This window comes from Rhizobium sp. CC1099, from assembly GCF_029714385.1.
Classification (GTDB): domain Bacteria; phylum Pseudomonadota; class Alphaproteobacteria; order Rhizobiales; family Rhizobiaceae; genus Rhizobium.
This window is the reverse complement of the sequence record NZ_CP121642.1, coordinates 1,399,595-1,426,400: the sequence shown is the minus strand read 5'-3', so window position 1 is coordinate 1,426,400 and position 26,806 is coordinate 1,399,595. Positions and strand designations below refer to the sequence as shown.

At 57.0% G+C, this 26,806-nt stretch carries 24 protein-coding genes and 1 tRNA gene; 18 read left to right on the top strand and 7 right to left on the bottom strand.

All coding sequences use genetic code 11. The features are described 5' to 3' along the window. The 5 genes from QA644_RS27970 to QA644_RS27950 form a co-directional block, all read right to left on the bottom strand. Window positions 1-1,671 carry a cbb3-type cytochrome c oxidase subunit II gene (locus tag QA644_RS27970; protein ID WP_283072564.1) on the bottom strand — a complete coding sequence of 557 codons (1,671 nt, stop codon included), beginning with the start codon at window positions 1,669-1,671 and terminating at the stop codon, window positions 1-3. Continuing rightward, a complete protein-coding gene (locus QA644_RS27965; protein ID WP_283072563.1) occupies window positions 1,668-3,119 on the bottom strand; it encodes a cbb3-type cytochrome c oxidase subunit I in 1,452 nt (483 codons plus the stop codon). Before QA644_RS27965 ends, QA644_RS27970 begins: the two co-directional genes overlap by 4 nt. A gap of 47 nt (window positions 3,120-3,166) precedes the next feature. Then, window positions 3,167-3,634, bottom strand: coding sequence for a hypothetical protein (locus QA644_RS27960; RefSeq protein WP_194731040.1), 468 nt, complete (start codon window positions 3,632-3,634; stop codon window positions 3,167-3,169). A gap of 11 nt (window positions 3,635-3,645) precedes the next feature. After that, window positions 3,646-4,785 (bottom strand): metallophosphoesterase, encoded by a 1,140-nt coding sequence (locus QA644_RS27955; protein WP_074072072.1) that lies wholly within the window; start codon window positions 4,783-4,785, stop codon window positions 3,646-3,648. A gap of 100 nt (window positions 4,786-4,885) precedes the next feature. Continuing rightward, window positions 4,886-5,602 (bottom strand): carboxypeptidase regulatory-like domain-containing protein, encoded by a 717-nt coding sequence (locus tag QA644_RS27950; RefSeq protein WP_239600525.1) that lies wholly within the window; start codon window positions 5,600-5,602, stop codon window positions 4,886-4,888. Window positions 5,603-5,850: 248 nt separating this feature from the next. On the opposite strand from QA644_RS27950, the gene QA644_RS27945 reads away from it, so the two are divergent. The 9 genes from QA644_RS27945 to QA644_RS27905 all read left to right on the top strand — a co-directional run bounded on the left by QA644_RS27945 (window position 5,851) and on the right by QA644_RS27905 (window position 17,663). Continuing rightward, window positions 5,851-6,471: an SCO family protein gene (locus QA644_RS27945; RefSeq protein ID WP_283072562.1), complete on the top strand. Its 621-nt coding sequence runs from the start codon at window positions 5,851-5,853 to the stop codon at window positions 6,469-6,471. A gap of 25 nt (window positions 6,472-6,496) precedes the next feature. Further along, window positions 6,497-7,759, top strand: a complete 1,263-nt coding sequence (gene hemA, locus QA644_RS27940) for a 5-aminolevulinate synthase (protein ID WP_283072561.1) — start codon at window positions 6,497-6,499, stop codon at window positions 7,757-7,759. A 25-nt stretch (window positions 7,760-7,784) separates the two neighbouring features. Next, window positions 7,785-9,425 (top strand): chaperonin GroEL, encoded by a 1,641-nt coding sequence (gene groL, locus QA644_RS27935; protein WP_283072560.1) that lies wholly within the window; start codon window positions 7,785-7,787, stop codon window positions 9,423-9,425. Between the two features lie 242 nt (window positions 9,426-9,667). Next, window positions 9,668-9,946, top strand: coding sequence for a hypothetical protein (locus tag QA644_RS27930; RefSeq protein WP_283072559.1), 279 nt, complete (start codon window positions 9,668-9,670; stop codon window positions 9,944-9,946). 746 nt (window positions 9,947-10,692) lie between these two features. Then, complete coding sequence (locus tag QA644_RS27925; protein ID WP_194731044.1) at window positions 10,693-13,761, top strand: AAA family ATPase; 3,069 nt, start codon at window positions 10,693-10,695, stop codon at window positions 13,759-13,761. After that, complete coding sequence (locus tag QA644_RS27920) at window positions 13,748-14,974, top strand: YcaO-like family protein (RefSeq protein WP_283072558.1); 1,227 nt, start codon at window positions 13,748-13,750, stop codon at window positions 14,972-14,974. Before QA644_RS27925 ends, QA644_RS27920 begins: the two co-directional genes overlap by 14 nt. Before the next feature lie 7 nt (window positions 14,975-14,981). Further along, the gene (locus QA644_RS27915) at window positions 14,982-15,743 is read left to right on the top strand and encodes a TfuA-like protein (RefSeq protein ID WP_239600529.1); all 762 of its coding nucleotides are present in this window, start codon (window positions 14,982-14,984) and stop codon (window positions 15,741-15,743) included. A 43-nt stretch (window positions 15,744-15,786) separates the two neighbouring features. Then, on the top strand, window positions 15,787-16,971 hold the full coding sequence (locus QA644_RS27910; protein WP_194731046.1) for a hypothetical protein: 1,185 nt from the start codon (window positions 15,787-15,789) through the stop codon (window positions 16,969-16,971). Between the two features lie 20 nt (window positions 16,972-16,991). After that, entirely contained in the window at window positions 16,992-17,663 is a 672-nt protein-coding gene (locus tag QA644_RS27905) for a hypothetical protein (protein WP_194731047.1), read from the top strand. Between the two features lie 728 nt (window positions 17,664-18,391). Here the strand turns inward: QA644_RS27905 and QA644_RS27900 are convergent. After that, window positions 18,392-19,306, bottom strand: coding sequence for a hypothetical protein (locus QA644_RS27900; protein ID WP_283072557.1), 915 nt, complete (start codon window positions 19,304-19,306; stop codon window positions 18,392-18,394). A gap of 123 nt (window positions 19,307-19,429) precedes the next feature. On the opposite strand from QA644_RS27900, the gene QA644_RS27895 reads away from it, so the two are divergent. From QA644_RS27895 to QA644_RS27860, 8 genes are all read left to right on the top strand, one after another. Continuing rightward, window positions 19,430-20,629: an IS256 family transposase gene (locus tag QA644_RS27895; RefSeq protein WP_283070916.1), complete on the top strand. Its 1,200-nt coding sequence runs from the start codon at window positions 19,430-19,432 to the stop codon at window positions 20,627-20,629. A 1,098-nt stretch (window positions 20,630-21,727) separates the two neighbouring features. Beyond that, window positions 21,728-21,967 (top strand): DUF2293 domain-containing protein, encoded by a 240-nt coding sequence (locus tag QA644_RS35230; protein ID WP_349254121.1) that lies wholly within the window; start codon window positions 21,728-21,730, stop codon window positions 21,965-21,967. Between the two features lie 149 nt (window positions 21,968-22,116). Then, window positions 22,117-22,647: a hypothetical protein gene (locus QA644_RS27885; RefSeq protein WP_283072556.1), complete on the top strand. Its 531-nt coding sequence runs from the start codon at window positions 22,117-22,119 to the stop codon at window positions 22,645-22,647. Window positions 22,648-23,024: 377 nt separating this feature from the next. After that, entirely contained in the window at window positions 23,025-23,168 is a 144-nt protein-coding gene (locus QA644_RS27880) for a hypothetical protein (RefSeq protein ID WP_283072555.1), read from the top strand. Next, window positions 23,165-23,305 carry a hypothetical protein gene (locus QA644_RS27875; protein WP_283072554.1) on the top strand — a complete coding sequence of 47 codons (141 nt, stop codon included), beginning with the start codon at window positions 23,165-23,167 and terminating at the stop codon, window positions 23,303-23,305. The genes QA644_RS27880 and QA644_RS27875 overlap by 4 nt, the downstream gene beginning before the upstream one ends. 161 nt (window positions 23,306-23,466) lie before the next feature. After that, complete coding sequence (locus QA644_RS27870) at window positions 23,467-24,054, top strand: hypothetical protein (RefSeq protein WP_283072553.1); 588 nt, start codon at window positions 23,467-23,469, stop codon at window positions 24,052-24,054. Window positions 24,055-24,056: 2 nt separating this feature from the next. After that, window positions 24,057-24,548, top strand: coding sequence for a hypothetical protein (locus QA644_RS27865; protein WP_283072552.1), 492 nt, complete (start codon window positions 24,057-24,059; stop codon window positions 24,546-24,548). A gap of 90 nt (window positions 24,549-24,638) precedes the next feature. Further along, window positions 24,639-25,727, top strand: a complete 1,089-nt coding sequence (locus QA644_RS27860) for a hypothetical protein (protein ID WP_283072551.1) — start codon at window positions 24,639-24,641, stop codon at window positions 25,725-25,727. 96 nt (window positions 25,728-25,823) lie between these two features. Here QA644_RS27860 and QA644_RS27855 read toward each other — a convergent pair. Then, window positions 25,824-25,899: transfer RNA gene (locus QA644_RS27855), tRNA-Val, on the bottom strand. Window positions 25,900-26,184: 285 nt separating this feature from the next. Here QA644_RS27855 and QA644_RS27850 point away from each other — a divergent pair. Next, a complete protein-coding gene (locus QA644_RS27850; RefSeq protein ID WP_194731048.1) occupies window positions 26,185-26,790 on the top strand; it encodes a class I SAM-dependent methyltransferase in 606 nt (201 codons plus the stop codon). The last annotated feature ends 16 nt before the right edge of the window (window positions 26,791-26,806 follow it).

Genomic DNA, 26,806 nt, shown 5'->3' with positions numbered 1-26,806 from the left:
TCATTCTCCCTGAGCAATTTTCGCCGGAGCATCGCCTGCGCCCTTGTCGAGCCGGCTGGTTGCCGCACCGGCGCCCGGTACGTAAGCCTTGTCCGGAGAGGACGCCTGAAGGTTGAGGTCGTCGAGCGCCTTCCGGTCGGCCTCGGCTATGTTCAGCGGTTCGAGGGTCAGGGGATCCTTGTAGGCGGAAAGCGACAGAACGTAGTAGGCGAGCGCCCATCGATCCTCGTCCGGGAACGCATTGCGGTAGGATGGCATTGGCGTGCCGCTCAGTCCCGTGGTCATTGTCCGGAATATGTCCTGGACGGCCGGGCCGGATTTGAACTGGCCGCTGGTGAGGTCCGCAGGCACGATGGTGAAGCCGAGATCATCCTTCAGTCCGGCGGCCTTCTCGCCGTCGCCTTTCCCCTCCTGTCCATGGCATTCCCAGCATTTGGCCGACTGCCATATCTGCTTGCCATGCGCCAGAAGCTGCTCGGAAGGCTGCGGGAGCTCGCCGATCAGCAGCGGCCCGCCGGGGGGCTCTTCCGTGAAGAATTCATAAGGCGCGGAGGGATCGGAGCGATCGACCGCCAGCTCAAACTTGATGTATTGGATAACGGCGAGGCGATCGTTGATGGGCAGTTCGTGCCATGCAGGCATTGCGGTGCCGCGCACGCCGCGCGTGATCGTGCGCAGCAGGTCTCCATCCGTCGGCAGCGGCCCTTGCGTCAGCCTGAACTTGAAGACGGCAGCCGTGAAATCGCGCGGCCGTTGCTTGTACATGAAAGTTGCCGCCGGACCATTGCCATTGCCCGTCACACCGTGGCAGCCAATGCAGCGGCGCTCATAGACGTTCTTGCCGTGCAATATCCATTCCTGCGACCGTGGCAAGGAAACGTCGACGACCTGCAATTGCTGCGGTTCGAAAAGGTCGCGCCATTTCCCGCGGTTCATGCCGAGCTTCTGCAGATAGGCAACGAGCGCGTGGAGATCCTCGGTCTCAGCCGCGATCGTTACGGTCTGGCCCGTAAATTCCTCGTTAGGGATAAGAATGACTGGCTTCTTGTCTCGCGCCTCGATCGGCACGAACAGCAGCCCGTTGGCGTTCGGCGTTAACGATATCAGATCCTGGCTGTCAAAGCGGAAGAAACGCTCGGTAACAGGCGTCCTTTCCAGTGTGCGACCGCCGGCACCATCGTCGACAATCCTAAGGGGTCCCTCCGGCTCATCGAAAAGACCGCGATAGGGTGCCATAACCGAATCTGGAACCAGCATGCGCGGATCCCAGAAATGGGCGAGGTGCCATTCGTCGCCGTATTTCAGGCCGACGCGTGTGAGATCCGGGCCGATGCGGCGCGTCCCGAACAGGTGTGGCACGTCATAGGCGAATTCGCCCGATTCCGAAACTGGGCCCCAACGGCGAGTCTCGCCGGTCACCGGGCGCACGAACTGCGAATGGCAATACCAGCAGCCTTCCCGCAAATAGACGGCGCGGCCTCGGCTCTGCAGCGGTGTGTAGTCGGTCGCATCGGCCACCATCCATTTGACCTGGCCGAAGCTGGTACGGACAGCGGCTGTGACCTTCGTCGTGCGGGCTGACGGTTCGAAGAATGGAAGGATTCCCTGCGTGAACACCGCAAGGAAGAAGAAGCCGATACCAGCCACCAGTGCGACGAACCGTGCGCTCATTGGGCGGGCCCACCGACCGGTATGGTGCTCGAGCCGGGTATCGGCTCACGTTCTCTTAACTTTACGGGCTCTCTAATCACGGTCATCATCATGTTGAGGACGAGCAGCGACATGCCGATATCCATGGTGATGCCTGCCAGCGTGCGCAGCAGCCAATAGGGTTTCATGTGGACGATCGAATCCAGCCATTCAACGCCGTTCATCCACTGAAACCCCTGCTGAAGTCCGCCGGCGGATAGACCAATACCCATGGTCGAGATTCCGGCGGTGATCAGCCAGAAAGACCAGTTGCCCATCCGAAACGACCAGAGTTCGCGGCCCCACAAACGCGGCCAGGCGTACACCAGCCCGCCCATTGCCCAGACGACAAAGGTTCCGAACACGGTCAGATGCGAGTGCGAGATGACGAAGTCGGTGAAATGCGTCGGCTGCTGCAGGGCTCGCAAGGCTTCTGTGGATCCCTGGAAGCATCCGAAGAGATACATGATCGAGCCCATGATCAGGAATTTGGCCGGAAGGTTCGTGCCGAATTCATGCCATTTGCCCATCATGGTTCCGAAGAAGTTCACCAGCACCGTCCAGACCGGGATGATCAGCAGCATCGATGTGACGATTGCGATTGTCTCGGCCCAGTCGGCGATCGGGCTGAAGAGATAGTGATGAATGCCGACAAAGGGATAGAAGAGCGCGAGCGACCAGAAGCCGACCAGCGAAAGCTTGTGGGAAAAGAGCGGATTGCGCGCGCTGACCGGCAGAAAGTAGTAGATCAGTACATAGCCCGCCGGCGTCAGCCACAGGCCTACGATGTAGTGGATGTAGAGGCCGTGGAAGGCGGCGCTGTTGATTCCGCTGATGGTGTAGGGAAGGATGAAGCTGCCCAGCACGAGGTTCATCGTCGTCCAGACGAACGCCCCGATCAGATACCACAGCGCGACGTAGAGAGGCGGCTCGAGGCGCCGGGCGATGGTGATCAGGAATTGCGCCGTGACCGTCGCGATCACGGCGAAGATCGGAATCTCGGCGAATAGCGGAAGCTCGCCCGCTTCGAGCCCGTGATTTTCGCCGAGGGCCAGTGCCACGAGGGCAGCGGCCATAACGATGTTCCACAGCCAGGCCATTGAGACGCTCAGCCGCGGCCAAGGCACCCGCACGCCGCAGAGACGCGGCACCAGATAGTAGCATTCCCCGATGAAGAGCGCCGAAAAGGCGCCGAAGATGACGCCGTTGATGTGCACCGGCCGGAGGCGCCCGAAAGTGAGCGCCAGATTTTCGGTGCCGAGATAGTCCGGATAGTTGAACAGTCCCGAAATCGCCACCCCGACGGACGGCGTCACCATCAGCCAGAACATGCCCCAGTAGAGCCAGACGCGCACGACCGGACGGTCGACCAATTCATCGAGGTCTACATTGGCGAAGCGGCCCCGCAACACTGTCGCGGTTTCTGCCAAGACACGTCTCCTCTTTGCGTGCCGGTACCGCCGGCAGCGGCTGAAGCCTAAAACTTGCCAGGCTGGAGCACCGATCCCGTATTGGACCAAGTAATGTAGGCTTCCAGCGACTTCATCGCCTCGGACTCAGGATCGATCTTCACGCCCTGGTTCGGCTTCTCGATGCACCAGTTGATCATATCCCGCAGGGTCGCGAACTGGTTAATTTGCGCCTGGAATTTCGGGAAGGACTGCGGATGGGTGTCCGACGCCATGGGGTGGCACATGGCGCAAGCCATTCCCGTAGTCGAAAGGCTGTCGCCGACGCCCATGGCGTCAGCCGTCGCTTGATCGCCATGAAAAAGCAGATCTCCCTTCCTGACCTGTTCCAGGAAAACGTCCTGAAAGGCCTTCAACTGTTGCGGGGTTATCGGATCCTTGTGCGCGCCGGCCGGTCCGACGAGAAGGGCAATGCCGATTGCGCCTCCTATCGAGGAAATCCGCAGTGTGCCGGGGAGGGTTGCTTTGCTTGTCATAGCTATTCCTCCTATCGATATGGCCACATGTTATCGGCGATCCGCGGACGGATGACTTCCGACACGTTCTTGTCGTGGTCCTCGGGAGACTGGACGAAGACCTCCTTGCGGCCCCACATCACGTATTCCGCGTTTACATCGTCGTTTGCGGCGACGTCGATCTTGCCCCAGCCGACCCCGTCATAAGGATCGCCGGGATCGACGCGGATCATCGGCTTCGTCAGCTTTGGTACGCCTTCGGGCGCATAGGGCCACGGCCACGAGGTCGCAAGCATGCCGATAGACCGCATCGTGCCGATCTCGTTATAGAGCACCTGATGCGTATGGCCGTGGATGTTCGTGACCTTGCTGAAGGGCATCAATACCTGATGGACTTCGCGCCAGTCGCGGACCCAGAAATTCCAGGGTGGATAGTATTCGTAGAGCGGATTGTGACTGAAGATCACCACGGGTCTTGCCTTGTCCCAGTCGGAGAGGGTCTTCTCCATCCAGTCGAGCTGGTCGCGGCCGACGCCGGCCCAGGGACCGGCGACTGTGCCGTCGAGGGTCGCCATGTGGCCCATGCGCTCCTCGGGCGTCATGTTCTTGGCGCTCCAGTAGTCCGGTCCCCGGCTCACTGTATCGAGACCGATGAAGCGGACGCCCTTATGGTCGAAGGTCCAATTGGACTGGCCGAACAGTTCGCCCCACTTCTTGCCCATGTCCAGATACCAGTCGTGCTCGCCAGGTATATAGTGCTTGGGTATTGTGACGTCCTTCAGCAACTCGACGCCAAGCTCGAGCTCCTCGATCTTGCCGAGCTGCGCCAGATCGCCGCCGAAGACCAGGAAGTCGGCGGGCGGATTCATCGCCTTGACCTCTTGGGCCGCGCGTATGGTTTTGTCGACGAAGCGCGTGTTCAGGGATCGCGGATACAGGTGTGTGTCCGAAATCCAGGCGAACATAAACGGCTCTTCGGCTGCGTGCGCGATGTCGATCGTGTTGAGCAACGGCCACCACGCGAAGGTCTGCGCGACCGTGGCGGCACCGAACAACAGCGATTTGTGAACGAAAGTGCGGCGCGTTATCTGGAGCGTGTCATCTGGACGCACCCCAGCGGGCTGCAGTACCGCATGCATTTCCCGGCGCAAACGATCAAGCTCGTCAGACATGGGGTTTCTCCTCCCTGGCCAAAAAAGGCTCGGCCGTCACAGAGGCAGACGTGACGCGCTAGGCCACATCAGGACTTTTCTTTTTGCTCTTTACTTCGTACTACTGCTTCTTAAGTTCGATATCGAGCTTCGTGGCTTTGCCACCCTCAACGCTGACAGACATTTCCATAGGCCCGGTGAAGGGCTGCACGGCCACGAGCTTGTAGTCACCCGGCGGGACGTCGGTGATCGAGAACTTGCCATCGCTCCCCGTGACTGAGTAATAGGGATTGTTGGCAACATAAATCCAGCCTTCCATCCAGCCATGCGCGTCGCAGTCAATACGTACCGTTCCGGGCCGGGGCAATTCGGTGGGAATGGTCTGGCCTTTGTTGGGCAAGGCAAGGTTGAACGCCGTGCGCTTGCCATAGTAGCCATGCGTGTTATGCAGCACGGGATCGGAGTTCACGACATTCAGCGGGCCCGCCGGGATAACCTGCACTTCCGGTTCGAAACGGCATTTTTCATTGTTGAGTTCGGGCGTCTTCCCTGCCGTTGGCCATTCTTTGCCAGATGCCACGTCAACCAGATATACGACCGCACTTTCAACGGCCTTGCCGGCGCCAAGCCGGACCAACGGTTCGTCGCGTGGAGTTCCACAGACCTGGACGTCTTTGGTGGGGATGATCTTCTTCGTCGGGACGGTGCCGTTGTAAACGACAACACCCTCGATGGAGCCTCCTCCCGCAACGGCGGTAATTTCATAGGATTGACCAGGAACGCCAATCGCCGCCGTTGCAACCGTAAGAAATCCAGAGAAGAAATGATGCCTCCTCACAGCACCCTCCTCTTCCTTAACGGAGATGTTGCATTCTTGATCAGAATGGTTCTAATATCAAGGGGAAATCGATCTGAACTGGTAGCGGAATACCGGCCAGATTTACGCGGCAGAAAAAGCAGATTCCCTCGGCGCGTGGCGTGTGGATGGTAACCGCGAGCCGATTTACCTGTTCTGCGAACGTTCTGTCCCATCGCTACCGACCTCAACTGTGCGGCAATGTACAGTTGCGGCCCCGGAGGCAAAAGATGGATCGCCCATGGAAGGACCATCGCGCTTCGGCGCGGCAGTGGCTAGCCCTCGCTGCAACCATGCTGGCGGCGACGGCGGTGGTGACCGCCTGGCCCGTTCGCGCGGTCTCTGAAACGACGGTGGGAGGCCCCTTCACCCTCACCGCGTCCGACGGGGAAGCTGTGACGGATGCGACTTTCCGCGGCAAGTGGCTGCTGGTTTTCTTCGGTTACACCTTCTGCCCCGATTCCTGCCCGACGACGCTGAGCCAAATCGCGGTCGCGCTCGAGCAGCTCGGGGCGGATGCGCAAGAGGTGCAGCCGATCTTCATTACGGTCGATCCGGAGCGCGACACTCCAAAGGCAATGGGCGAATATACCGAAGCAATCGACAAGCGGATCGTCGGGCTCTCGGGAACGCCGGAGCAGATCGCAGCGGTATCGCAGGCATACGGCGTCTACAGCGAGCGGCACCGCACCGGAGCAGGCCGCGACGACTATCTCATCGATCACGGCACGTACATCTACATAATGTCGCCGGAGGGAAAGTTTGCACGAGGCATGTCGGCTGACACGCCGGCGGACGACATCGCGGCCACCTTGCGCCATCTGATGACGGACGCTCGCAATCGAGGTTGAGCGGACGCCGGCGAGGAGGACGGACATGACCTGGGGGAAGGGTGGGAACAAGGGGACTGGACGGTACGGCCAGTACTTCGGCGCCGCCATATCACGACTCCATGCAGAGCAGCGATACCGCGTCTTTGCCGATCTGGAGCGGATCGCGGGACGTTTTCCCTTCGCCACCTGGCGCTCCCCATCGGGGCCGCGGGAGGTCGTCATCTGGTGCTCCAACGATTATCTCGGTACGGGACAGCATCCCAAGGTGATCGAAGCCATGATTGACACTGCGCGACGCCACGGGACAGGTGCGGGCGGTACCCGCAACATTTCCGGCACAAACCATCCGCTCGTCGAACTGGAAGCCGAACTCGCGGATCTGCATGGCAAGGATGCGGCTCTGGTCTTCACGTCGGGGTATGTATCCAACCAGACGGGCATCTCCACCATCGCCAAGCTCATACCCGACTGTCTGATCCTGTCCGATGCGCTCAACCACAATTCCATGATCGAGGGGATCCGCCAATCCGGAATGGAAAGGCAGATCTTCCGCCACAACGACGTGCGACACCTTGAGGAACTGCTGAAGGCCGTCGCCTTCGAGCGGCCGAAGCTCATCGTCCTCGAAAGCCTCTATTCCATGGACGGCGACATCGCGCCGATCCATTGCATCTGCGAGCTCGCCGAACGCTACGGTGCCATGACCTATCTCGACGAGGTGCATGCGGTGGGAATGTATGGGCTGAGAGGCGGCGGCGTTGCCGAACGCGACGGCGCCATGGAGCGGATCGACGTCATCGAAGGTACCCTGGCCAAGGCTTTCGGATGTCTCGGCGGCTATATCGTCGGCAATAGCGATCTCATCGACGCCGTGCGCTCCTACGCGCCGGGTTTCATTTTCACGACGGCTTTGCCGCCGCCCATCTGCGCAGCGGCCACCGCCGCGATCCGCCACCTGAAGACCTCGCAGTCGGAGCGTCAAAGCCACCAAGACCGCGTCCGGCGCGTCAAGGCCGAACTGAATTCGGCAAGGCTGCCGGTCATGCCAAGCGACAGCCACATCGTTCCCGTGTGGGTCGGCGATCCGGCAAAGTGCAAGGCGGCGAGCAATATTCTACTGGCCGAGTACGGCATCTACATCCAGCTGATAAACTATCCGACCGTCGCCAAGGGAACCGAGCGGCTGCGCATCACGCCGTCGCCATGCCACGATGACATCATGATCAGCCAGCTTGTGGCGGCGCTGTCCGATGTCTGGAACCGGCTCGGATTACCATACGCCAATACTGCTCAGGCCGCGGAGTGAGGCGGCAACTCTTGGGAGGAAGGCCATGACGGCCAAAGACATCAAATACGCCTTCGAGGCGCGAGACAGCATGTTAGATGGCGTGGGTACGCTCGGAAGGGCTGTCAGCGTCACACTTGGACCGCGGGGGCGGAATGTCGCCATGGCCCGGCCCTTCGGTGCGAAAATCACCAAGGACGGCGTGACCGTTGCAAAGGAGATCGAGCTTCAAGACAGGTTTGAGGACATGGCCGTCCGGTTGCTCCGGCAAGTTGCCGTCAAAACCTCCTTTCTGACCGGCGACGGCACCACGACTGCGGTCGTGCTCGCCGAGGCTATTATCAGAGGCGGCGTGCGGGCAGTGGCGGCCGGCATGAATCCCATGGACTTGAAGCGCGGCATCGATCGTGCTGTCGAGGCTGTCGCGGCGGAGCTGAAGCAGAATGCAAGAGCCGTTTCCTCGAATGTGGAGATAGCCCAGATCGCCACGATCGCGGCAAACGGCGACACCGAAATCGGCCGCATCATCGCCGAAGCCATGGCAAAGGTCGGCAACAATGGCGTGATCACAGTCGAGGAAGGCAGGTCGCTCGAAACCGAGATCGAGATCGTCACCGGCATCCAGTTCGACCGCAGTTACATCTCCCCGCATTTCACTACCAACCGCGAGCGGACGCGGGTGGAGTTCGAGGACGCCTTTATCCTTCTCGGCGAGAAGAAGCTGGCGAGCCTCGACAAAGTGGTGCCGCTCCTGGAAAAGGTCGTGCAGACCGGCAAACCTCTTCTCATCATCGCCGAAGATGTCGAGGCCGAAGTCAGAGCAGCGCTCGTCGTCAACAAGCTGCGCGGCAGCCTCAAGGTGGCAGCGGTCAAGGCGCCTGCCTACGGCGAGCTCCGCAAGGCGATCCTGCAGGATATTGCGCTGTTGACGGGTGGTACGGTCATCTCGGAGGATCTCGGCCTTAACATCGAGACCGTGTCGCTCGATGTCCTCGGCCGCGCGGGGAAGATTACGGTCGACAAGCAAAACACGACGATCGTGGAAGGGCGTGGTCTACCGGTGGATATCGAGACGCGCATCGCCGCCATCAAGCGCCAGCTCGAACAGTCTGACTTCGACTATGACCGCGACAAGCTGGAGGAACGGCTGGCGCGGCTTTCGAGTGGGATCGCCGTGGTCCGGGTCGGCGGAACGAGCGAGATCGAGGTCAGGGAGAAGAAGGATCGCATAAGAAACGCCGTCCATGCTGCTCGCGCTGCCATCGAGGAGGGTATCTTGCCAGGCGGCGGCACCGCCCTCTTGCGGGCAGGAAAGGCACTCGAGGCGCTCAAGATCGATCACCCCGACCAGCAGGCAGGCATCCGCCTCGTCGCGGAGGCGATACGCTGGCCGGCGCGGCAGATTGCGTCCAATTCGGGCGAGGACGGTTCGGTCGTTGCAGCGAGAATTCTCGAAAAAGATGATTTCGCCTACGGCTACGACGCCCAGAAGGGAGCGTTCGGCGACATGATGGCAGCGGGCATCATCGATCCCGTCAAGGCGGTGCGCGCGGCGCTTCAGGGCGCTGCGTCCGTGGCCGGTCTCATGATCATGACGGAGGCGATGGTGGCAGAGGTTCCGGGGCCGCCGCCGCCCGAGCTTCCGGGCCATCACGATCATGAGGACAATCTGGACATCGAATTCTAATCGAGACACGGTTGCAACAATCCAAAATATGAACGTGACCGGTTCCACGATAGGGGACAAAACCCCATTGGCCGATTTCCGTCATTGACAAGGCCCCTGAGAAAGTAAGGGATCGTGCCAAAGAGAACGCGAATGATCACCGACAAGTTCGGGCGCCCATGGGCGTCGAACATCGGTCGCACGACCGTTATGGAAAACGCGAGCGCATGCAGGGCTTCCGATCTCGAGGAGGGCTCCAATGCTTGGTCGCGATCTTCTCAGCCCCCAAACATTCAGCAAATGCCGAGAAAGCGAACAAACGGCGGATGACGGCGAACGCCTTTGACCGCCGAGAGCAGTATTTGAGCGAGCAAAATGTCTCACTTTTGCCGCCAAAAATGAGGGTGAGACAAACGAGGGAAAAAGCGATGAATAATCAAATAGGAAAAAATGGAATGGTGGGCGATGAGAGACTCGAAAACTCAAGGCTCTCATCGGGAAGAGTCTTAAGTATCTGGTTACAAAAAAGATTGAGCATATAGAGATATTGAAATTTGTGACATTGTGACGGCCCGAAAATTGTGACTCTTGCTGCGCTTGCCTGTGGATAAAGTGGATGGGAGATCCAATCCGAGCATCGAGAGTTTTCCAGCATGGTAAAACAGTGGCACGTCTGGCGGACGCAGTGGCGAAGACGCCTTTCTCGCGGACTGCGCCGACATCGTCTCAGCAGGAACGGTCTATGCCAAGTTCGCAAATCTTGCGACGAACATACTCACGATGCCGTTTAACAACTCGCGTGTTCTTCAGGTGGCCGATCTCGTCACCTCGATTACGACAGCAACGGTCGCGAGACATATCGAGTATGCCGACCCGTGTTCGAACCTGTGAAGAACATCTTGCGATCTTGACATAGGGGCGGATAGGCGGCGTGGGGCAGAAGATCCATCCAGACTTCTCGTATGTGAGCCTCTATCACTGGCTCTTAGGTGATGAGTTCTGGCTATCCGCTGCCGGATCGCCATTCCCCTTCCGCGACATCGAACCCCCGCTTTTGCTGGCGGCCAGCTCGACTGTTGGAACCTTCATCGGTGGATTTCTGCTCGGGTCGTGCCGAACGCCATGCTGCTGCCGGGCACTATCAATCCGGCAAGATCGACTATCCCCATTCCATCAAATGCGGCGACAAATGAATGCGCAGGTTTCATGACCCGACAATGGAGATGGGTTATACTATAGTCGCCGGCTGACGGAGCGCAGGACCCATACTCAAAAAGGCGGAGTGGCGATGCCTCACGAGAGTGCGAGCAACATACCACGATCATCGCCAAAGACCCCTCGGCGCAAAGGCCGCTCTTCAGGGTATGGCGGAGAACGGCGCATTGTAACTGCGCTTTCTTACGACCTGGTGGGATCAACCGATCTTTTCCACGTGATGGACATCGAAGATTACCAGGATCTGATCGCTGGATTTCAAAGTGCTGCGAAACAGTCGATAACGGCGCGTTCCGGCGTCATGCTTGTTGAGGCCGGAGACGGAGGGGTAGCGCTGTTTCCGGCCGAACTCGGCGCCAGGGATGCCGCGTCGCTTGCCATCCGCGCGGGATTGGGGATCATCGACGCCTGCAAGCGACTTAGCCGGGAAGTCGGTCGCCATTTGCACGTTCGCATCGGCATCGCGACATCGGTCGCGTTGATCCAGAAGGCACAGGAGAAGGACAAGACGCAGGAACCTATTGCAGGTGCGTCCCTCGCCATGGCTACGCGCCTGCAGGCCATAGCCGCGCCCGATAGCGTTCTCGTCTCCGAGGAGACGCGCAACCTCGCGGGCCGGTCGCACGCCTTTGTATTCGAAGGCATTCGAACGCTTAAAGGTTTTGCCGAACCGGAGAAAGTATGGCGTGCGCTGGGTCATAAAAAGGAGGTCGACAGATTTTATGCGTTCGGAAGGCTTGATGGTCCGTTCATCGGACGCACACGTGAACTCGGCATGGTTGCGAAGTCATGGAAAAGCGTGCTTGAAGGGCATGGTGAAGTTCTCTCGATCGAAGGCGATGCGGGGATCGGCAAGTCGCGGCTCTTGCACGAAATCAGGAAAATTACACAAAGCGGCCGGTCGAAATCATTCCTGTTTCAATGCCTTCCCGGCGGCTTCCGCTCGACCCTTCATCCGCTCCGGAACAGCTTTCCCGGCTCCGACTCGGGCGGACAATCGCGGCTGACCGCCGCCGCCGTTGCAACTCAGTTTCAGCGCCATGGCGTTTTTGATGCGGATGTTATTGAAGTATTTACCCATATTCTCGGAGCGTCGGGCCGGAACGAGGTTTTGTCGAACCTCGATCCCAAGGCCGTGCGGGAAAAAGCCCGCCGTGCCATGGTCCGCGCGCTTGAGATGATGTCCGTCAATGGACCGATCGTCATAGCCATCGAAGACATCCATTGGATCGACCCGACCTCGCAGGACTTGCTGGCAGAAGCCTCGCGAGTCGTGGAGAAGTTCCCTATACTTCTCGTCGCCACCTTTCGTCCCGGCCCCTCGATGGAGTGGCTGAATGAGAGAAATCCGACGCGTATTGAACTCGAGCCTCTCGACCGTGAAGAAGCGAGGCTGGCGATAGAGGCGGGATGGCCGGAGCACCGCAAGGCCCTACTCCCGGAACTGATTGAAGTCACCGAGCGCATATCAGCGGGTATTCCCCTGTTCATCCAGGAAATCTGCCGGTGGTTTTCCGAAAGTGCAGAGACCGACCCGATGAAAATGTCAGGAAAGGCTACACCGGGTCATATTCCGGCATTGGCGGGAATACTCGATGCGCGGCTTGATAACCTCGGCTTCGCGAGGGATATCGCGCTAGCCGCAGCAGTCTCGGGCGCCCGCGTCACGCTGCCGCTCCTTCGCGCGCTTCTGCCCGACTTTAGCAAGAAGTCTCTGGTGACCGCGGCGGATGCGCTTTGCGAGACCGGATTTCTTACGCAGATCAGAATGCCAGGAACAATCGCATATGGCTTCCGGCACGCCCTAATTCGGGAGACGATCTACAATACGTTGCTTCGCAAACAACGCAGGATACTGCATGGGCGCCTTTTTGCGGCAGTAAGCCAAGATCGTGAAATCGCCCCTTGGTTCGATATCGGCGCGGTTGCCGAGCATGCAGAGCATGCGGATCTCTTGGAAGAGGCAATCGATCGGTTCATTTTGGCTGGAAAGGAAAGTTCGAGCCGGTCGGCGATGGTGGAGGCGCAGCACTATCTCGAACATGCCTTGGCACTCTGCGACAAGATCAGCGAAAGCAGTTCGGCCGAGTTGCTGCAGCTTTCAGCATTGACTGCCCTCGGGCCCGTCTTAACCGCAACAGTGGGGCAGAACTCGCCACCAGCGCGTAAGCTATATGAGGACGGCGTCGCCATCGCCCGGCGGCGGCCAATGGAGGAGCAGTCCGAATGGTTTCCAATCTATTGGGGTTGGTGGCTGACCGGTAAGGATTTCCTTGTCATGCACGAACGGGCGCTTGAAGTGCAGGTGATGCTGTCCCAAGTCGACGATCCGGAGACAAGGCTTCAGGTCAATCATTGCATCTGGGCGATTGAATTCAACGTCGGCAGACATCGGGAAACGCAGGATGCGATTGCGGCAGGCCTAGCGCTTTATGACGAGCGGCTGGCAAAAACGAGCAGGACGTTGTTTGGCGGCCACGACGCGAAGGTTTGCGGCCTTGGGCAACTGGCACTGTCGCTTTGGCTCACGGGACAGGTCGAGGCATCGGACAAAGCGCTTTCGGAGATGGTCGCATTTGTCGATGGAATATCCCATGCTCCAAGCAAGGCTCATTCGCTCGACACCGAAGCGGTATCGGCCTTCTATCGGAACGATCATGAGCGCCTCGTCGAGATCTCGTTGCGAATGGGAGAATTTGCCCGACAACACGAGATGCAATCTCTCTCAGGGCTCTCCCTTCTCTTTGGGGGATGGGCCAATGCGCACAGCAAGAATCGCTCCGCCGGTTTTGAGATGTTTCAGGAAGGGCTGTCGCTTCTCAGACGGCTGGGAGCAGTCGCTGATCTGCCGATTTACCTATACATGCATGCGACCATGTTGGGGCTCGCGGGCAACTATGCATCAGCGATCGAGGTGGCGACCGATGCGATCAGGGAAGCCAAGGACACTGGTCACGCTTATTGGCTGGCGGAGCTTTACAGGGGACGCGCCGTCCTTCATGCCAAGGGAAAGGCTGGTAGGGAACTGGCCGCCGCAGATCTGCGGACGGCCGTTAAGATCGCTGCCAATCAGGGGGCCGTCGCCCTGCATCAAAGGGCTATCCATTCGATCAGGGAACTCGCCGTTGATGTCGAATTCTGAGCGCGGGAGCCTGAGATTGAATCGGCCGGACGATGGCGCGCTTTTGGCTTTGCACAGCGAAATCGTTTCGAAGATGAGGTCGCCGCTCCCGCAACAGCCTAGTCTGGACGAGACCGAGCGCTGCTTTCGGACCATCCTGTCGCTCTGCCGCCGCGCGCAAATTACCAGGCTGGGAGACCTGACCGGCCTCGACCGTCTCGGCCTTCTGATTGTTCAAGCCACCCGGCCGGGCGCCCTGTCCGAAGTCACGTCGCTCGGACGTGGTCTTTCCATCGCGGCCGCGGCGGTCGGCGCCATCATGGAATCCTTGGAGCGCTTCTATGCCGAGACGATACCGTCGGACCGGGTCTTTTTCGCCACGGCAGACGATCTCGGCATAGCCCCAGGTCTATTTGAAAATCTGGTCTTGACGGATTGCCGGAACGGTTGGCGGGAACGGACCATTCCCTGGGTCTCCGGGACCGACGTCGTCACCGGTTCTCTGCAGCCGGTTCCGCTGGAGCTCGTCGACACGTGCTATATCGAGCCGCCGCCGCACGACGGGCTGTTCGTTCGCACGACAACCGGCCTTGCCTGTCATATGACGTCCTGCGAGGCTTTCCTCCATGGGCTGTTCGAATGCATCGAGCGCGATGCTATCGCTCGCGCTTTCCAGACCCACGGATTTCTGGATCGAATGCGGATATCGACTTCCGGATTGGGAAGCAGCTTCGATCAAATGCTGTCTCGAGTCGCCGCCCGCGGGATTTCAGTCGGGCTTTGGCATGCCTCCTCGCCAGCAATGGTTCCGGTGGTATGGTGCCAGACGATCGAGACGGGCTCCAGCGAACCCATTCTCGCGCTTCCCACGGAGGGTTATTCTGCGGGTCCCAGCATCGAGGCTGCGGCCTCCGACGCCCTGCTGGAGGCTTTGGCTGCGCGAGCCGGCGCGATATCGGGTACGCGAGACGATCAAACCAGAAGGCATTTTAAAAAAAGAACTGACGCCGTCGTTGCGAGGGCCCGCGAACTCATTCTCAATCAGACACCCGCAGCAGGAGATTCATCAAGTAAGGCCCTTGTGGTTTCCAGTCCGGGCGATGTGATCGAGAGGGTCGTTACTGCCGGGCTGGGACCTGTGCTCGCTGTGCCGGTGGGGTCGGATGCTGAAACCGGTGTTCAATGCGTCAGAACCATTCTTCCAACAGCACATCCTTTCTCTATTTTGCGTTGAAGCTCCCATGGCCGCTACAAACGGTGAAGGCCCTATTCTGGTATTTCTCGGCCCGACCCTGCTGCTGGGGGCGGCAGAGAAAATGCTCGATGCCATCTTTCTGCAACCAGCCTCCCAAGGCGACATCCTGCTCGCCGCTCATGCCTTCCATCCTCGCGCGATGGTGCTCATTGACGGCCAGTTCGAAGACAGGCCGGCTGTCCGGCATAAGGAAATCCTGTGGGCCATGTCGCAGGGGATTCTGATGATCGGCGCTGCGAGCATGGGAGCGCTGCGGGCGGCGGAACTCTGCGAATTCGGCATGATCGGCCTTGGGCTGATCTACAGATGGTATCGAAGGTGGCCGCTTGCTCCCGATGATGCAGTCGCCGTTCAGTCCGGACCGGCGGAGCTCGGCTTTCTTCCGCTGACGGATTCCATGATCGACCTTCAGCGGACGTTCTCCGCTCTGATGCGCCGAAAAATCATCACGCCCGCCGAGCGGAGCCTTCTTACGTCAGTCGCTCGCGCGATGAATTTTAGGGACCGCTCGCTCGGGGCGGTTCTCCGTGCTGTGGGATGGCCGGATCATAGAATTTCCGAGCTGGGCAAGGATATGGTGACAAGGCAAAAAAAAGTCGACGCGCTGCTTGCCCTGCGCATGGCTTCCCGCCTTTCGGCACAGCACGGCACGCGCCCAGCCGTCGCGCATCCATGGATCGTCACCAACACGTTCATCAGAGATCTGGAGGCTGCTCATATTGACATAAGCTTATTAAGCACATACTAATTAAACGTTGTTGCCATCCCTTTCTTCATTGTGAGATACCGTGATGGAACTGCGCCAAAACGCTACACTAGAAAGAGTGGAATCGCGTTTGGGCACGCGATTCTGGATATTTCCTCAACCTCCCTTCATCCCCGGCTACGAACAGCCGGATCGCGTATGGCTATCCATACTGCCCGACGAGATCGGTGATGGTCCCAGTGACATCTCAATGTATGTGGTGGATCCACTTTTCGACAAGCAACCTTACGGTCTTTCCCGATTGCCGCCATTCGACGGCGCCATGCGTCCACCGACCAGGCCCGGCCCGGATCGGCACTTCGACAGTCTGGATCCACGGTCGCGATCGTATCTCGGCGTCCACGCCTACGCGTGCGTGAATTTCGTCATCGATATCTGGCGCAGCTACCTGGGGCGGCCCGTCCGCTGGTTCTTCGATCAGACCTATCCGCGACTTGAAATCGTTCCCTTCCTGGAGTGGAGCAATGCTCAGGCCGGCTATGGTTTCCTTGAACTCGGCTGCTCAAGAGCCGGTGGCGTGGAACGGCCCTTCGCGCTGAACTTCGATACCATCGCCCACGAGATCGGGCATTTGATAAGTTTGTCGGAGACAGGCGTTCCAACCGGGATAACGCGCGAAGCCGACTACTTTCCGTTTGCCGAGGCTTTTTCCGACATCGTGTCGCTTATCTCGTTCCTGCATTTCGATTCAGCCATCGACCGGCTGCTGCGCCGCACGAGAGGCAACCTGCTGCTGTATAACGAACTCAACCGTTTTGCGGAGACAAGCCCGGAGACCCAGATCCGCCTCGCGACGAATTTTCGAAGGATGTCGGAAGTTACGCGGGAGGTTCACGACCGCTCCCTTCCGTTCGTCGGCGCCGTGTTCGATAGCATCGTTGAGCTATACCATCGCCAACTCGTCGCAAATGGCTGCGCCGACAAGCGGCTTCTCAACATCGACCTTCGGGACCTGGCGCAAGACGAATTCGACAGATTTCGGCAATTGACCGAGGAAACTTTCAGACAAAGGCCGCTGTTTTTCAAACTGGCGCTGATCACCGCCCGGGACTCCGTTGGGCGCGCGCTTGCCGCGTCGCTGCGCAATTTGGATCCGAACACCATGCGGCTTGATCAGGCAGCAAGTGCCATCATCTCGGCCGCCGATGGCGCCGCGGCTGATCAACTGGAGGAAAATTTCGTTTGGCGTGAAATTATCGGTTCAAGATAAAACCTTGAAAGGAGAGGGAAATGAGCTGTTGCTGTGATCATCCCCGCGTGGGTAGCACTCAAACCGGGCTGACTGAACCAACCGGGAATTCCTACAATCCCGGCGAGGTAAGATTGTATGGCCGCCCCGCCGGTCCTCAATTATTCGAGATGAAAGCCAACGATCTCGATGAGATCATTGAAAAGCAAATAGTTGAGAAGAAACTTGGAAGAGAGAATTTTGCCGCCATACGAGACACCGTCAAATCCGTTTATATTGAAAGTCTCGCCTTAATTGGCGAAAATATTACGTTTGCGTTATCGCACGAAAAAAAGCTTTATACTTTGCCTATTGACATCAATATTCCGCAACAATGCTGCAAAGACGGCGAACAATATATAAAAAGCTTGGGCGTCATATATGGTTACGCATATGAGGGCCATTGCTACAAATTGCCGAAGCCGCAAATCATGCTGCTGCCAGAGGAGGCGCGGCGGATCGTGGGCGGCACTTGCGGGTGTGATTGCGGTTATGTAGCAGAACTTGGCTACGCCGTCTGGTCGCTCGACAAGCTTCAACGCGTCGTGGTGCTGGATGTTCGTTCCGACGATATCAAAACACTGGTCCTGGATGAGAACCTGCCCGGCAACCGTTCGCCGCTGGCCTATGCGCAGACAATGCTGCTGGCCTCGCCGCGTCAGCGTGACTACTAAATGACCGCGCCGGCGGCCGCAAGGCCGCTCGACGGCGTCTCACTCAATCAAATCGATCATGTCCTTTGGCGATTGCCCGTCTCCAATTCGAGACAGTTTGGCTTTCGAAGGATTGGAGTTTCTGGTCCGTCAATGTTTTGGTTGAACCAACCGAGGATGTCGTGGCGGCAGGTTCAAATCTTGTGAACCGTAGATTCGAAATCATCCAGGGAGGCCTCAGTCTTCCCTGTCGACGAAGACGCTCAACATGTCGGCTATCGTCATGCGTTCGCTTTTCAGGTCGATGTCCGAGAGCGCGAAGTCGATGAGGTTGGTGTCTGGTTTGATGGTATGCGTGGGGGCGTGCCGTTGCCATCCTCGTCGACGAAGGTGGGCAGCTTTTCCTGGACGCCTGCGAGCGACATTGAAACACCATGTTCAATTCTCGATGAAAATATCCCCCAATGCCGGGTCACTTCTCAGTGCAAATCAACAGGTGGCAGAGTGGTTGAATGCACCGCACTCGAAATGCGGCATGCCTGCAAGGGCATCGGGGGTTCGAATCCCCCCTCTCCGCCATTATGAACCTTTAAAATCAGTGTGTTCCGAACGACCGCTTTGCGAAGTTGGTTCTTTTTCGGATATTGAGGACTGAACGCTCAACTATCGGGCCACGATCGCGGCGCACTTCAACTGATCTAATTCAATTTTGACAGGGATCGCGGAACCATGTTTTCCATTTGACCAGGTCAATCCTTGTGCTCTTGCAACGCTTTTTGCCGGCTGGCTTCGATTTTCTCAAGGAGAGTTCTACCTGCTATCGATTGAGCGCTCGGTATTTCTTGGCTCATAATATTGGCAATTTTCGGCGCCATAGACGCGTTGACGCCATCAAACGAGAAATCGTTGTAGTAAGCATTGCGCAGAAGTCGATTGAGCAGCTGCCCACAATTATTGCCTATATCCTTGCCTTCTTTCATTCGTTTGAACAGCCAAATGACTACATCTACCACTTGTAAGCCAGGGCTACTCTCGTCTGTCGCAATTCGGAAGTCACTGCCAGCCACACGTCCAAATCGAATTGGTGCGTCTTCGCCTGGCCAATAAAGAGGGGGCTCATCAGCGAGAGATGGCTTGGAGAGGAGTCCGTGCCAAAGCTTCAGGGTCTTTTCGAACTGAGATTGCTCATCATGCACGATCTCGCGAACCGGGCGAGCCCATTTTGTAGATTGATTCTCCAGGCCATCAAGAAGGCTTTTAAAGCCCACAAAGTTGGGCGCGTGGCTGTATCGGTTAATTTTTGCCGGCATGAAGGTAGAAAACTCGCCAGGATGGGCAATAGCCCACGTCAATGCTTCTGAAGTTATCACTCGAACGCGTTCATCCGGTATATTTGCGACTCTGGCCAATGCCGCAGCCGCGCCCTCTAGAAAATATTTTTTTGAGACGGCTTCGCTTGTTGCTGTGACGCAGTTCCAGACGATCTGAGCGATTTCTTCTGTAATCACATAAGCCGAGAGCTTGAAAACCATCGTAAGCCTAAGGGGCCTTGTCCAATACACATGCCAGGGAACTGCCTTGTTTTCACCTGCGTCAAAGTAGGTGTCGACGAATTTTGCCGCTGCAATATATCGTTTCTCTACGCGCGATACGAAAAAACGCACGTCTGCTTTCTTTAGCAGGGATCGTGTCCCGGCACGTGGTGTAGGTTTTGAGGAGTAAGGTGGCCATCAGTGTTTTCCGGTAGGGTCGGGTTGTTCAAGACCAACCTGACGGAAAGACCACCGATGACCAATGACATGATGAACGTGCGCTCGCTTGTTGAGAAGAGCGCCGATGCCGATTTATTGCGCGAGATGATTGGCTTTGCAGCCGAGCGGCTGATGGAGCTGGAGGTTGGCGGAGCCACCGGCGCTGACTTCGGCGAGAAGAACCCGATGCGGCTCGCTCAACGCAATGGCTACCGTGATCGGGATTGGGAGACGCGAGCCGGAACGGTCGAGCTTCGCATTCCCAAGCTGCGCAAGGGCAGCTACTTTCCGAGCTTCCTCGAACCACGTCGGATGGCGGAGAAGGCTCTGACGGCTGTTATCCAGGAGGCTTATATCCAAGGCATCTCGACGCGCTCAGTCGATGATCTGGTCAAGGCGATGGGTATGAGCGGCATCTCCAAGAGCCAGGTGAGCCGCCTGTGCGAAGAGATCGACGTCAAGGTGAAGGCGTTCCTCGATCGTCCCATCGAAGGCGATTGGCCATACCTGTGGATCGACGCGACTTACCTCAAAGTCCGGCGTGGTGGTCGCATCGTCTCCGTCGCCGTCATCATCGCCGTCGGTGTCAACAGCGACGGGCGGCGTGAGGTTCTGGGTATGGAAGTCGGCACGTCCGAAGCTGAGCCGATCTGGACGGAATTCCTGCGCAGGCTGACACGCCGGGGTCTGCGTGGCGTCAAGCTCGTCGTCTCCGATGCGCATGAAGGGCTCAAGGCCGCGGTCACCAAGGTTCTCAGCGCCACCTGGCAGAGGTGCCGGGTTCACTTCATGAGAAACGTCCTGGCACATGCCGGAAAGAGCGGCAGGCGGGTCGTATCCGCTTTCATCGCAACGGCCTTTGCCCAGGAGACCCCGGAGGCAGCAAGCGCTCAATGGCGCAGCGTCGCCGATCAGATCAGGCCGAAAGTGCCGAAGCTCGCCACCATCATGGACGATGCCGAAGAGGACGTGCTCGCCTACATGACCTTCCCGAAAGAGCACCGGGCAAAGCTGCATTCGACGAATCCAATCGAGCGTCTCAATGGCGAGATCAAGCGACGCACCGAGGTCGTCGGCATCTTTCCGAACGACGAAGCCATCGTCCGTCTCGTCGGCGCACTGCTGCTCGAACAGAATGATGAATGGGCCGTCCAACGCGCCAGATACCTGACACTTGAGACCATGGCGCAAATGAGCGATGATCCCCAAATCAGTCTGCCCGCTGTGGCACGCTGATATCCCTCCGGCCCTATGTCGGAAAGCACGGCCATCAGCCGCGAGCTACACCACTTCCATGGACACGATCTTAGCAGGTCCAACAATTCAATTGCGATTAGGTCTAGCCGTGCCACGCCTAATTCGCCGGCATGTAGCGCACTCACGTCTAGCCTTTTCGCTATAGCGTTTAGTTTGGCCCCCCAGACCAGGTCGAAGTTTGTTTTACTCATCATTGCGGCGGTCACGAAATCAGGTTGTGCCGCGTCAAATAGACGGTTCCCTGTGTTTCCACTTTCGTCGATATATGCCCACATAGCCGATCCGATCATGACAGTATTCAATTAGCGAGTGCGTCAACCTCAGATACACGTGCTGCCTTTTTAAGGAAAGCTTGTCCTTTTGTGCAGGGTTTATTGCTGTGGGGGTCACCGCGATCGTCATGGCATTTGGATTGGATTCTGCCGAGGTGGACGCCTGCGACGCTGAAGACGCAAAGTTCAGAAGATCGCCGGATCGATGCACTCGGTCCGCTTCCGGATGGGCCAGGCACATAAAGCCGACTACCGAGATGCAGTCAGCAATAAAGCACGCACTCGATGAAGGCAAACGGATGTCGATTAATTGGGTAAAGCCCCGGACAAAACAACGGTGGCGTTACCAGGCTGCGATAGATGCTGCACCTAGCTGGCGAAAAGGCTATGAGCACGAGCTAGACAAAGGCGATAGACCAGGATCGATTTGATTGCTCTACTCCAGGTGTGTGGCCTCTCTTGGGATGACGTCCCAGGGAGTGGTGTCGGCAATTTTTGAGCTGCGGATCGGTGATCCTCATAACGCGCGTGCAGGCATAGGGCTCCCCGCTGGAAGGGACCTCGTCACTCATAAATCCCAGACGATAAGATTCTGGTCCGTCCGCATACGGAATATCGCGAAAGTTCGTGTTTCATGCAGGCAATCGAATTCACGAGCTCAACTTCCTGCTTTGCGAGATCGATGGCTTTCTGTTGGCCCGGTCGCGGATCAAACGCATCCTGGCGTCGGAGTGTTCGGGGACGCTTGACCTAGGCTAGGTTGATCGAAACGATCTTGTCCATTGCAGCGGCAAGGCCCGGAAGCATGACATCGCTCCGATGCCCGGATTTCGCCGTTGCTTTTTTTGTCGCTGAAATCGCGAAGAAGGATTGGAAAGGCGCATCGATCGGAATGGCGGTCGGCATCACGATGCAGAACGTGCTTCGCCATTCGATGACAGATTATGATCAGCTTCTTCTTTGTGGCGCAAAGCGAGAAGACGCGCGGCGCCGCGTCCAGCCCAGCATTAACGGCATGATCGCGTCATGGAAGAATTCTAAATGAGGGAGCCGCCGGCTCTTCATCCAAATTCGCCCCAAACTAGCTTCGATACGACTGTGCTATTAATCCTATCTTAGGATTTCTCCCTGTGCGCTATTGCGCTGGTTTGCGGCATCAGTGAATACTTCGGCAGTATTGGGGGGGGGGATTACATGCTTCAGTGGCTGCGTGAGCGCATAAAAAAGAACGCCGAAATGAAAGGCCTTTCTCGGGAAATGAAAGCCTCATACGAGGCGATTGTGAAATACGGAGGGTCGGATCACCTTTGTAGCGTCGTCTTAAATACCATTGAGAGCGATCAAGAGCTAAAAAAATACATTGAAAGCGTAGGAATACGTGAAAGCCTTCTTCCGCTTGACAGGCCGACCATTACTTTGGCGGCGATAAATTCCCTAATGCGAGCTCGCAAACACCTTCTAATTGCGCCATCGCCCATCGACGCGACATTTAAGCTGAACCAAGCGCAGCAGGTTTTCCGATACTCGTTTTTCCTTTTCACTGACAGCGAATTTGCGGCAGAAGCCGAAGCACAGGCGCATGGGATAATGCAGATGCTTTTGGAGGGGAAGGAGCGCCCACCAAGTCAGTATGACGAGCGTGCCAAACAAGCCGAAAAGTCTCTATCTGTCTGGATGAACGCTGACGTCACCACCTTCACGTTCATTCCGGATGGAGGATTCTGACTCCGACTTTTTGGAGGATCGCTATGTCAATGAAGACGCAGCACTAATTCAAGTTATCCACACTCCGCCCACAGAAAATGTCGGCCATGCGATGAATCCTGTGGAATTGGAGCTTGACAGCTATTGCGGCCCAAAAATCTCGACTAAGTTGCGAGTGTTCGGATCATCATTTGATTCGAGCAACCCGACGGGATGAGCCCGCCGGGCAACTCGTGAGCCGCACACGGAGGTTACGCCGACGCGGCAGGCTAGCAACTGTGAAGCTACTCCCTAAGCAAGATGACCTTTACAGTGATTTGCTATGCTGAACAAGTCGGCGCGTTGCGAAAGGCAACAGCATGACAAAACGCAGACGGTCACCAAAAGTGACGCGAGAGATGGCCGCGAAGATTAAGCGCTACCTTCTCGACAACCTTGCGCAGCATGACATTGCAGCGATGTTCGGTATCAACCAAGGCCGAATTAGCGAGATCAAGTCGGGCAAGAAATTTGGCGACGTAGCTCCGGCGGTAGGTGCATGATGGCGAAGAAGCAATCGTCGTCATCAACATCAAGCCTCGCGGGGAAAATCCTGTCGGGTGGCAAGAAAGCGACCCAGGCGGACGCCAAGAAATTAGCTGCCTCCGTCCTCTCCCAGGATGAAAAGAAGGGCAAGTAAGAGCCTATATATCCATTCCGAACGCTTAGCCCGCCGGTGAAGATCGGCGGGCTTTTTTGTCTTAGACGTTGTTGGATTTTGTAGTTTCCCACAACCATAAGCATCCCAGTGCTTTCATTTCAATTCAGATTCGATAGCCTCAGAATCATGGAGATTGATCAATGGCTATGAACCCTGAGACGGCGAAATATATGCTTGCCCTTGATGACGACATTCAGCATCTTTGGAAGGCACTCGAACACCACAGCAACGCTGCCGAACATCGTGAACGGGCGCGGGAATGGCGCGAAAAGTCGCAAAAGCTAGACGATCAGATCAAGTCATATCGCTCTGAACTGGCCTCAAACATCAAAAATCTGAACGATGAGAACGCCCGATATATTAACGTAGTCGCGGTGATTGGTTACGCCGCCTACTTCGCAACATGGAGCCTTGCGAAAGATTCACTAGGCAAAGAAGTAACCGCTTTCGTCGGACTGATGGGCATGATCTCCGTTTCGACATTTGTCTTATGGGAAATGTTCATCATCATGAAGGTCCGCCTGAAAACTGTCGGGGAATTGGGCCACATTTTCCAGAGCTTGGTATCTGTTGAGGATTTTGAGCCATTACGCCTCGAACAAACTCAAGGGGAGGCGAAACGAGTGATCGCTCTCAGTGCCGCCCATAGAGTGGTATTCCTTTTAAGCCTACTCACCGCCTGTGCGGGTGGTTTTGCGATGATGCATAAGCTTTACATGAGCCTGTGAGGATGGCTGTGCAAACAGTTTTGACAATTATAAGTGTGCTATGTGGTTTTCTATCCGCGATAGCACTTCTGTTCGATTGGGTCGATATAATCACCAAATTTCAGCTAAAGAGGAACGTCGCCGATAGGAAAGTCGCATACGCTCTTATTGAGAAATCAGAGCGGCAGTTTGCCAAGCAAATGGATGGCAGGCAGGCGACAGGAAATTTCTATCTGACTGGTGCGCTCAATGGAATTTTCGTAGCCCAACGCGTCAACGCAACCGTGTATGACAGAATGCATCAGGGACTACGAAAGACTTTCGACCTTGAAGCTTATCCATTGGAGGAAGTGGAAGGTATTCTTAGTCGAGAAAAGGTCACGCACAGCTTCGACCAAATTCGAGAGGCGATAATCTACCAGCGCGACAGCTATGAACGACGCGATCTAAAGATGGTGACATTCTGGCTGCTTGCCGCAACGCTGGTTACCGGTTTGGCCGCCGCGCTTGTCTGATTTACGCTCCGTTCGTGAAGATCGGCGGGCTTCTCCTTGTTCTCATACCGCGTGTATTCTGCAGCTATCTCGCGAATCATAGGAAGCGTTATGGCGTTTGACGAAGATAGGCAGGCGGAGGCCATCGCGGCGGAATGGGGCGTCAACGTCAATTTGTTGGAGGAAACCGATTGGAATTTGGAAGCAATCGACGGCAATGACGGCGAGGTTTACGGCTACCGTGTCCGCTTTGATGATGAAACGGACCCAGAGATATTGGCTGAGCTAGGGCTTCGTCCCGGCGAATTAACCCGCCAGCTCAGCATTAATGCCTTCGATGAACCGGACTACACCGATGAGGATTACGACCGCGATTTAAGAATCAGGGCGGGTATTGAGGGGCGCGCTGAGGCGGCTGATCCGGATGACGAAGTATTTTCTATTGATGAGCCGCTGCCAGACATTCCAGACGCCAATGATGATGAGCATGACGGAAGTCAGTTCCCCGACCTCCCTCCTGGTCAAGCCTATTTGACGGATAAGGAAGGCCGCGTGCTGACCGATAAGCTCGGTCGCCCATTGATCGTGGATGCACTACCATCGTCGGGCGCGTTAGGTGGCGCTCCGCTGAGTGAATACGTCATAAACGGCCCAACCTACGCCGGGCGGTCCTTTGCGGGGCACTCTTTCGCGACCGACAACGGCGATAGGATAGTTGACAACAGTGGCAACCGTCTTGTGTTCGACCCCATGCCCGCGTTTGACCAAAACGCGGTTTATCAGCAGGAGCTTCAGACCCGGATTGGCAGGTTGGAGGCTGCCCTTGAGGCTTATAGCACCCATCTCCCGCCACGGAATCACAATCACCCACCGGAACTGGTCGAACCTGATCCAATAGCGCCGGCCGATTTTAAGATCGTTCTGGAAGTGGTTATCGAGCTCAAGGTTGACGCGCAGGAGGAAATGCCGGATCCCGTGAGATTAGAAGCCAAGGCATCGTTGTTCCGAAGGGTGGCGGGAGCAATTGCCGCTTGGTGCGGAAGAAAAGCAGATGCCGCAGTAGACGCAGCGATTCAATGGGCGATTCCCGCGGGGATAGTTTGGGCCGCTGCAAACCCACAGGAGGTTCAAGCCGCGCTTCAGGCTGTCGCTGATGCCGCTTCTAGTTGGGCGAAATACTTAACTGCAATCGCTACCTAACACGCGCCTCTCAGCAGCTACACATGGAACACCCACAAGACTGCTACACAGTCCTGTCTTCCATCATCGCCAACATATTGAAATCATTGAGAAAAATGGTGGGCGATGAGAGACTCGAACTCCCGACATCCTCGGTGTAAACGAGGCGCTCTACCAACTGAGCTAATCGCCCCTCGATGCCGCAGCATCCAGCGTGAAGGCTCTCTATCGATATCGGCGCAGAACTGCAAGACCATTGCCGGGTTTTTTCTCCAAATTTTTCGAACCGGCAATCATCAGCCCATGTGCATTACGGGCACGCTCAGATTCACGCTCAGATTATTGTGAACCGCAAGGGGCAGGTCCTCTCGTCTCGCAAGCTTTCGTGACGCCGTACTTGCGTATAGAGATGGGCTGCGTCGCGGCACGTTCTGGTGTTGTGTCGCGACAAACAAATCATTCCGCACTGGAGCACAGAGTGAAAACGCGCGAAGAGCGGCTGCGTCTGAGGAGCAGCACACCTCGAACAAGGCTTGATTTTGTCCATACCGAAGGCGCCAAACTGCTGCCTGATCGCAATGAACTCCTCTATCGTCTGCCCAATCATGCAGTTGCAGCCGAGATTGGCGTCGCTGAAGGAGAGTTCACGTCTGAAATCCTCAAGCGGAACCGCCCCGAAAAACTCTTCCTGATCGATCCGTGGGGGATGGATCGTTACTCGGCCGGCATGGCGACGGTGAGCGAGAAATATGCCGACGAGATAAAAGGGGGAACGGTGGTGATCCGGCAGGGCACGTCGCTTGAAGCTCTCAGCACGTTTGACGATGGTTTTTTCGACTGGGTTTATATCGACACGGATCATTCCTTCGAACTCACCTGGAAGGAGTTGGTCCTGTCAAACTGCAAGGTCAATCGCGGCGGGCGAATTGCCGGCCACGATTTTTGTACCGGCAACACCGTAAAGCCGATCGTCTATGGCGTCGTGGAAGCCGTCAACAAGTTCTGCGCGGAATACGGATGGCGCTTCGAATACCTGACGCTGGATCCGGATGCGCATTTTTCCTTCTGCCTGCAGCGCCTCTGATGCACCGGCCCCGTAA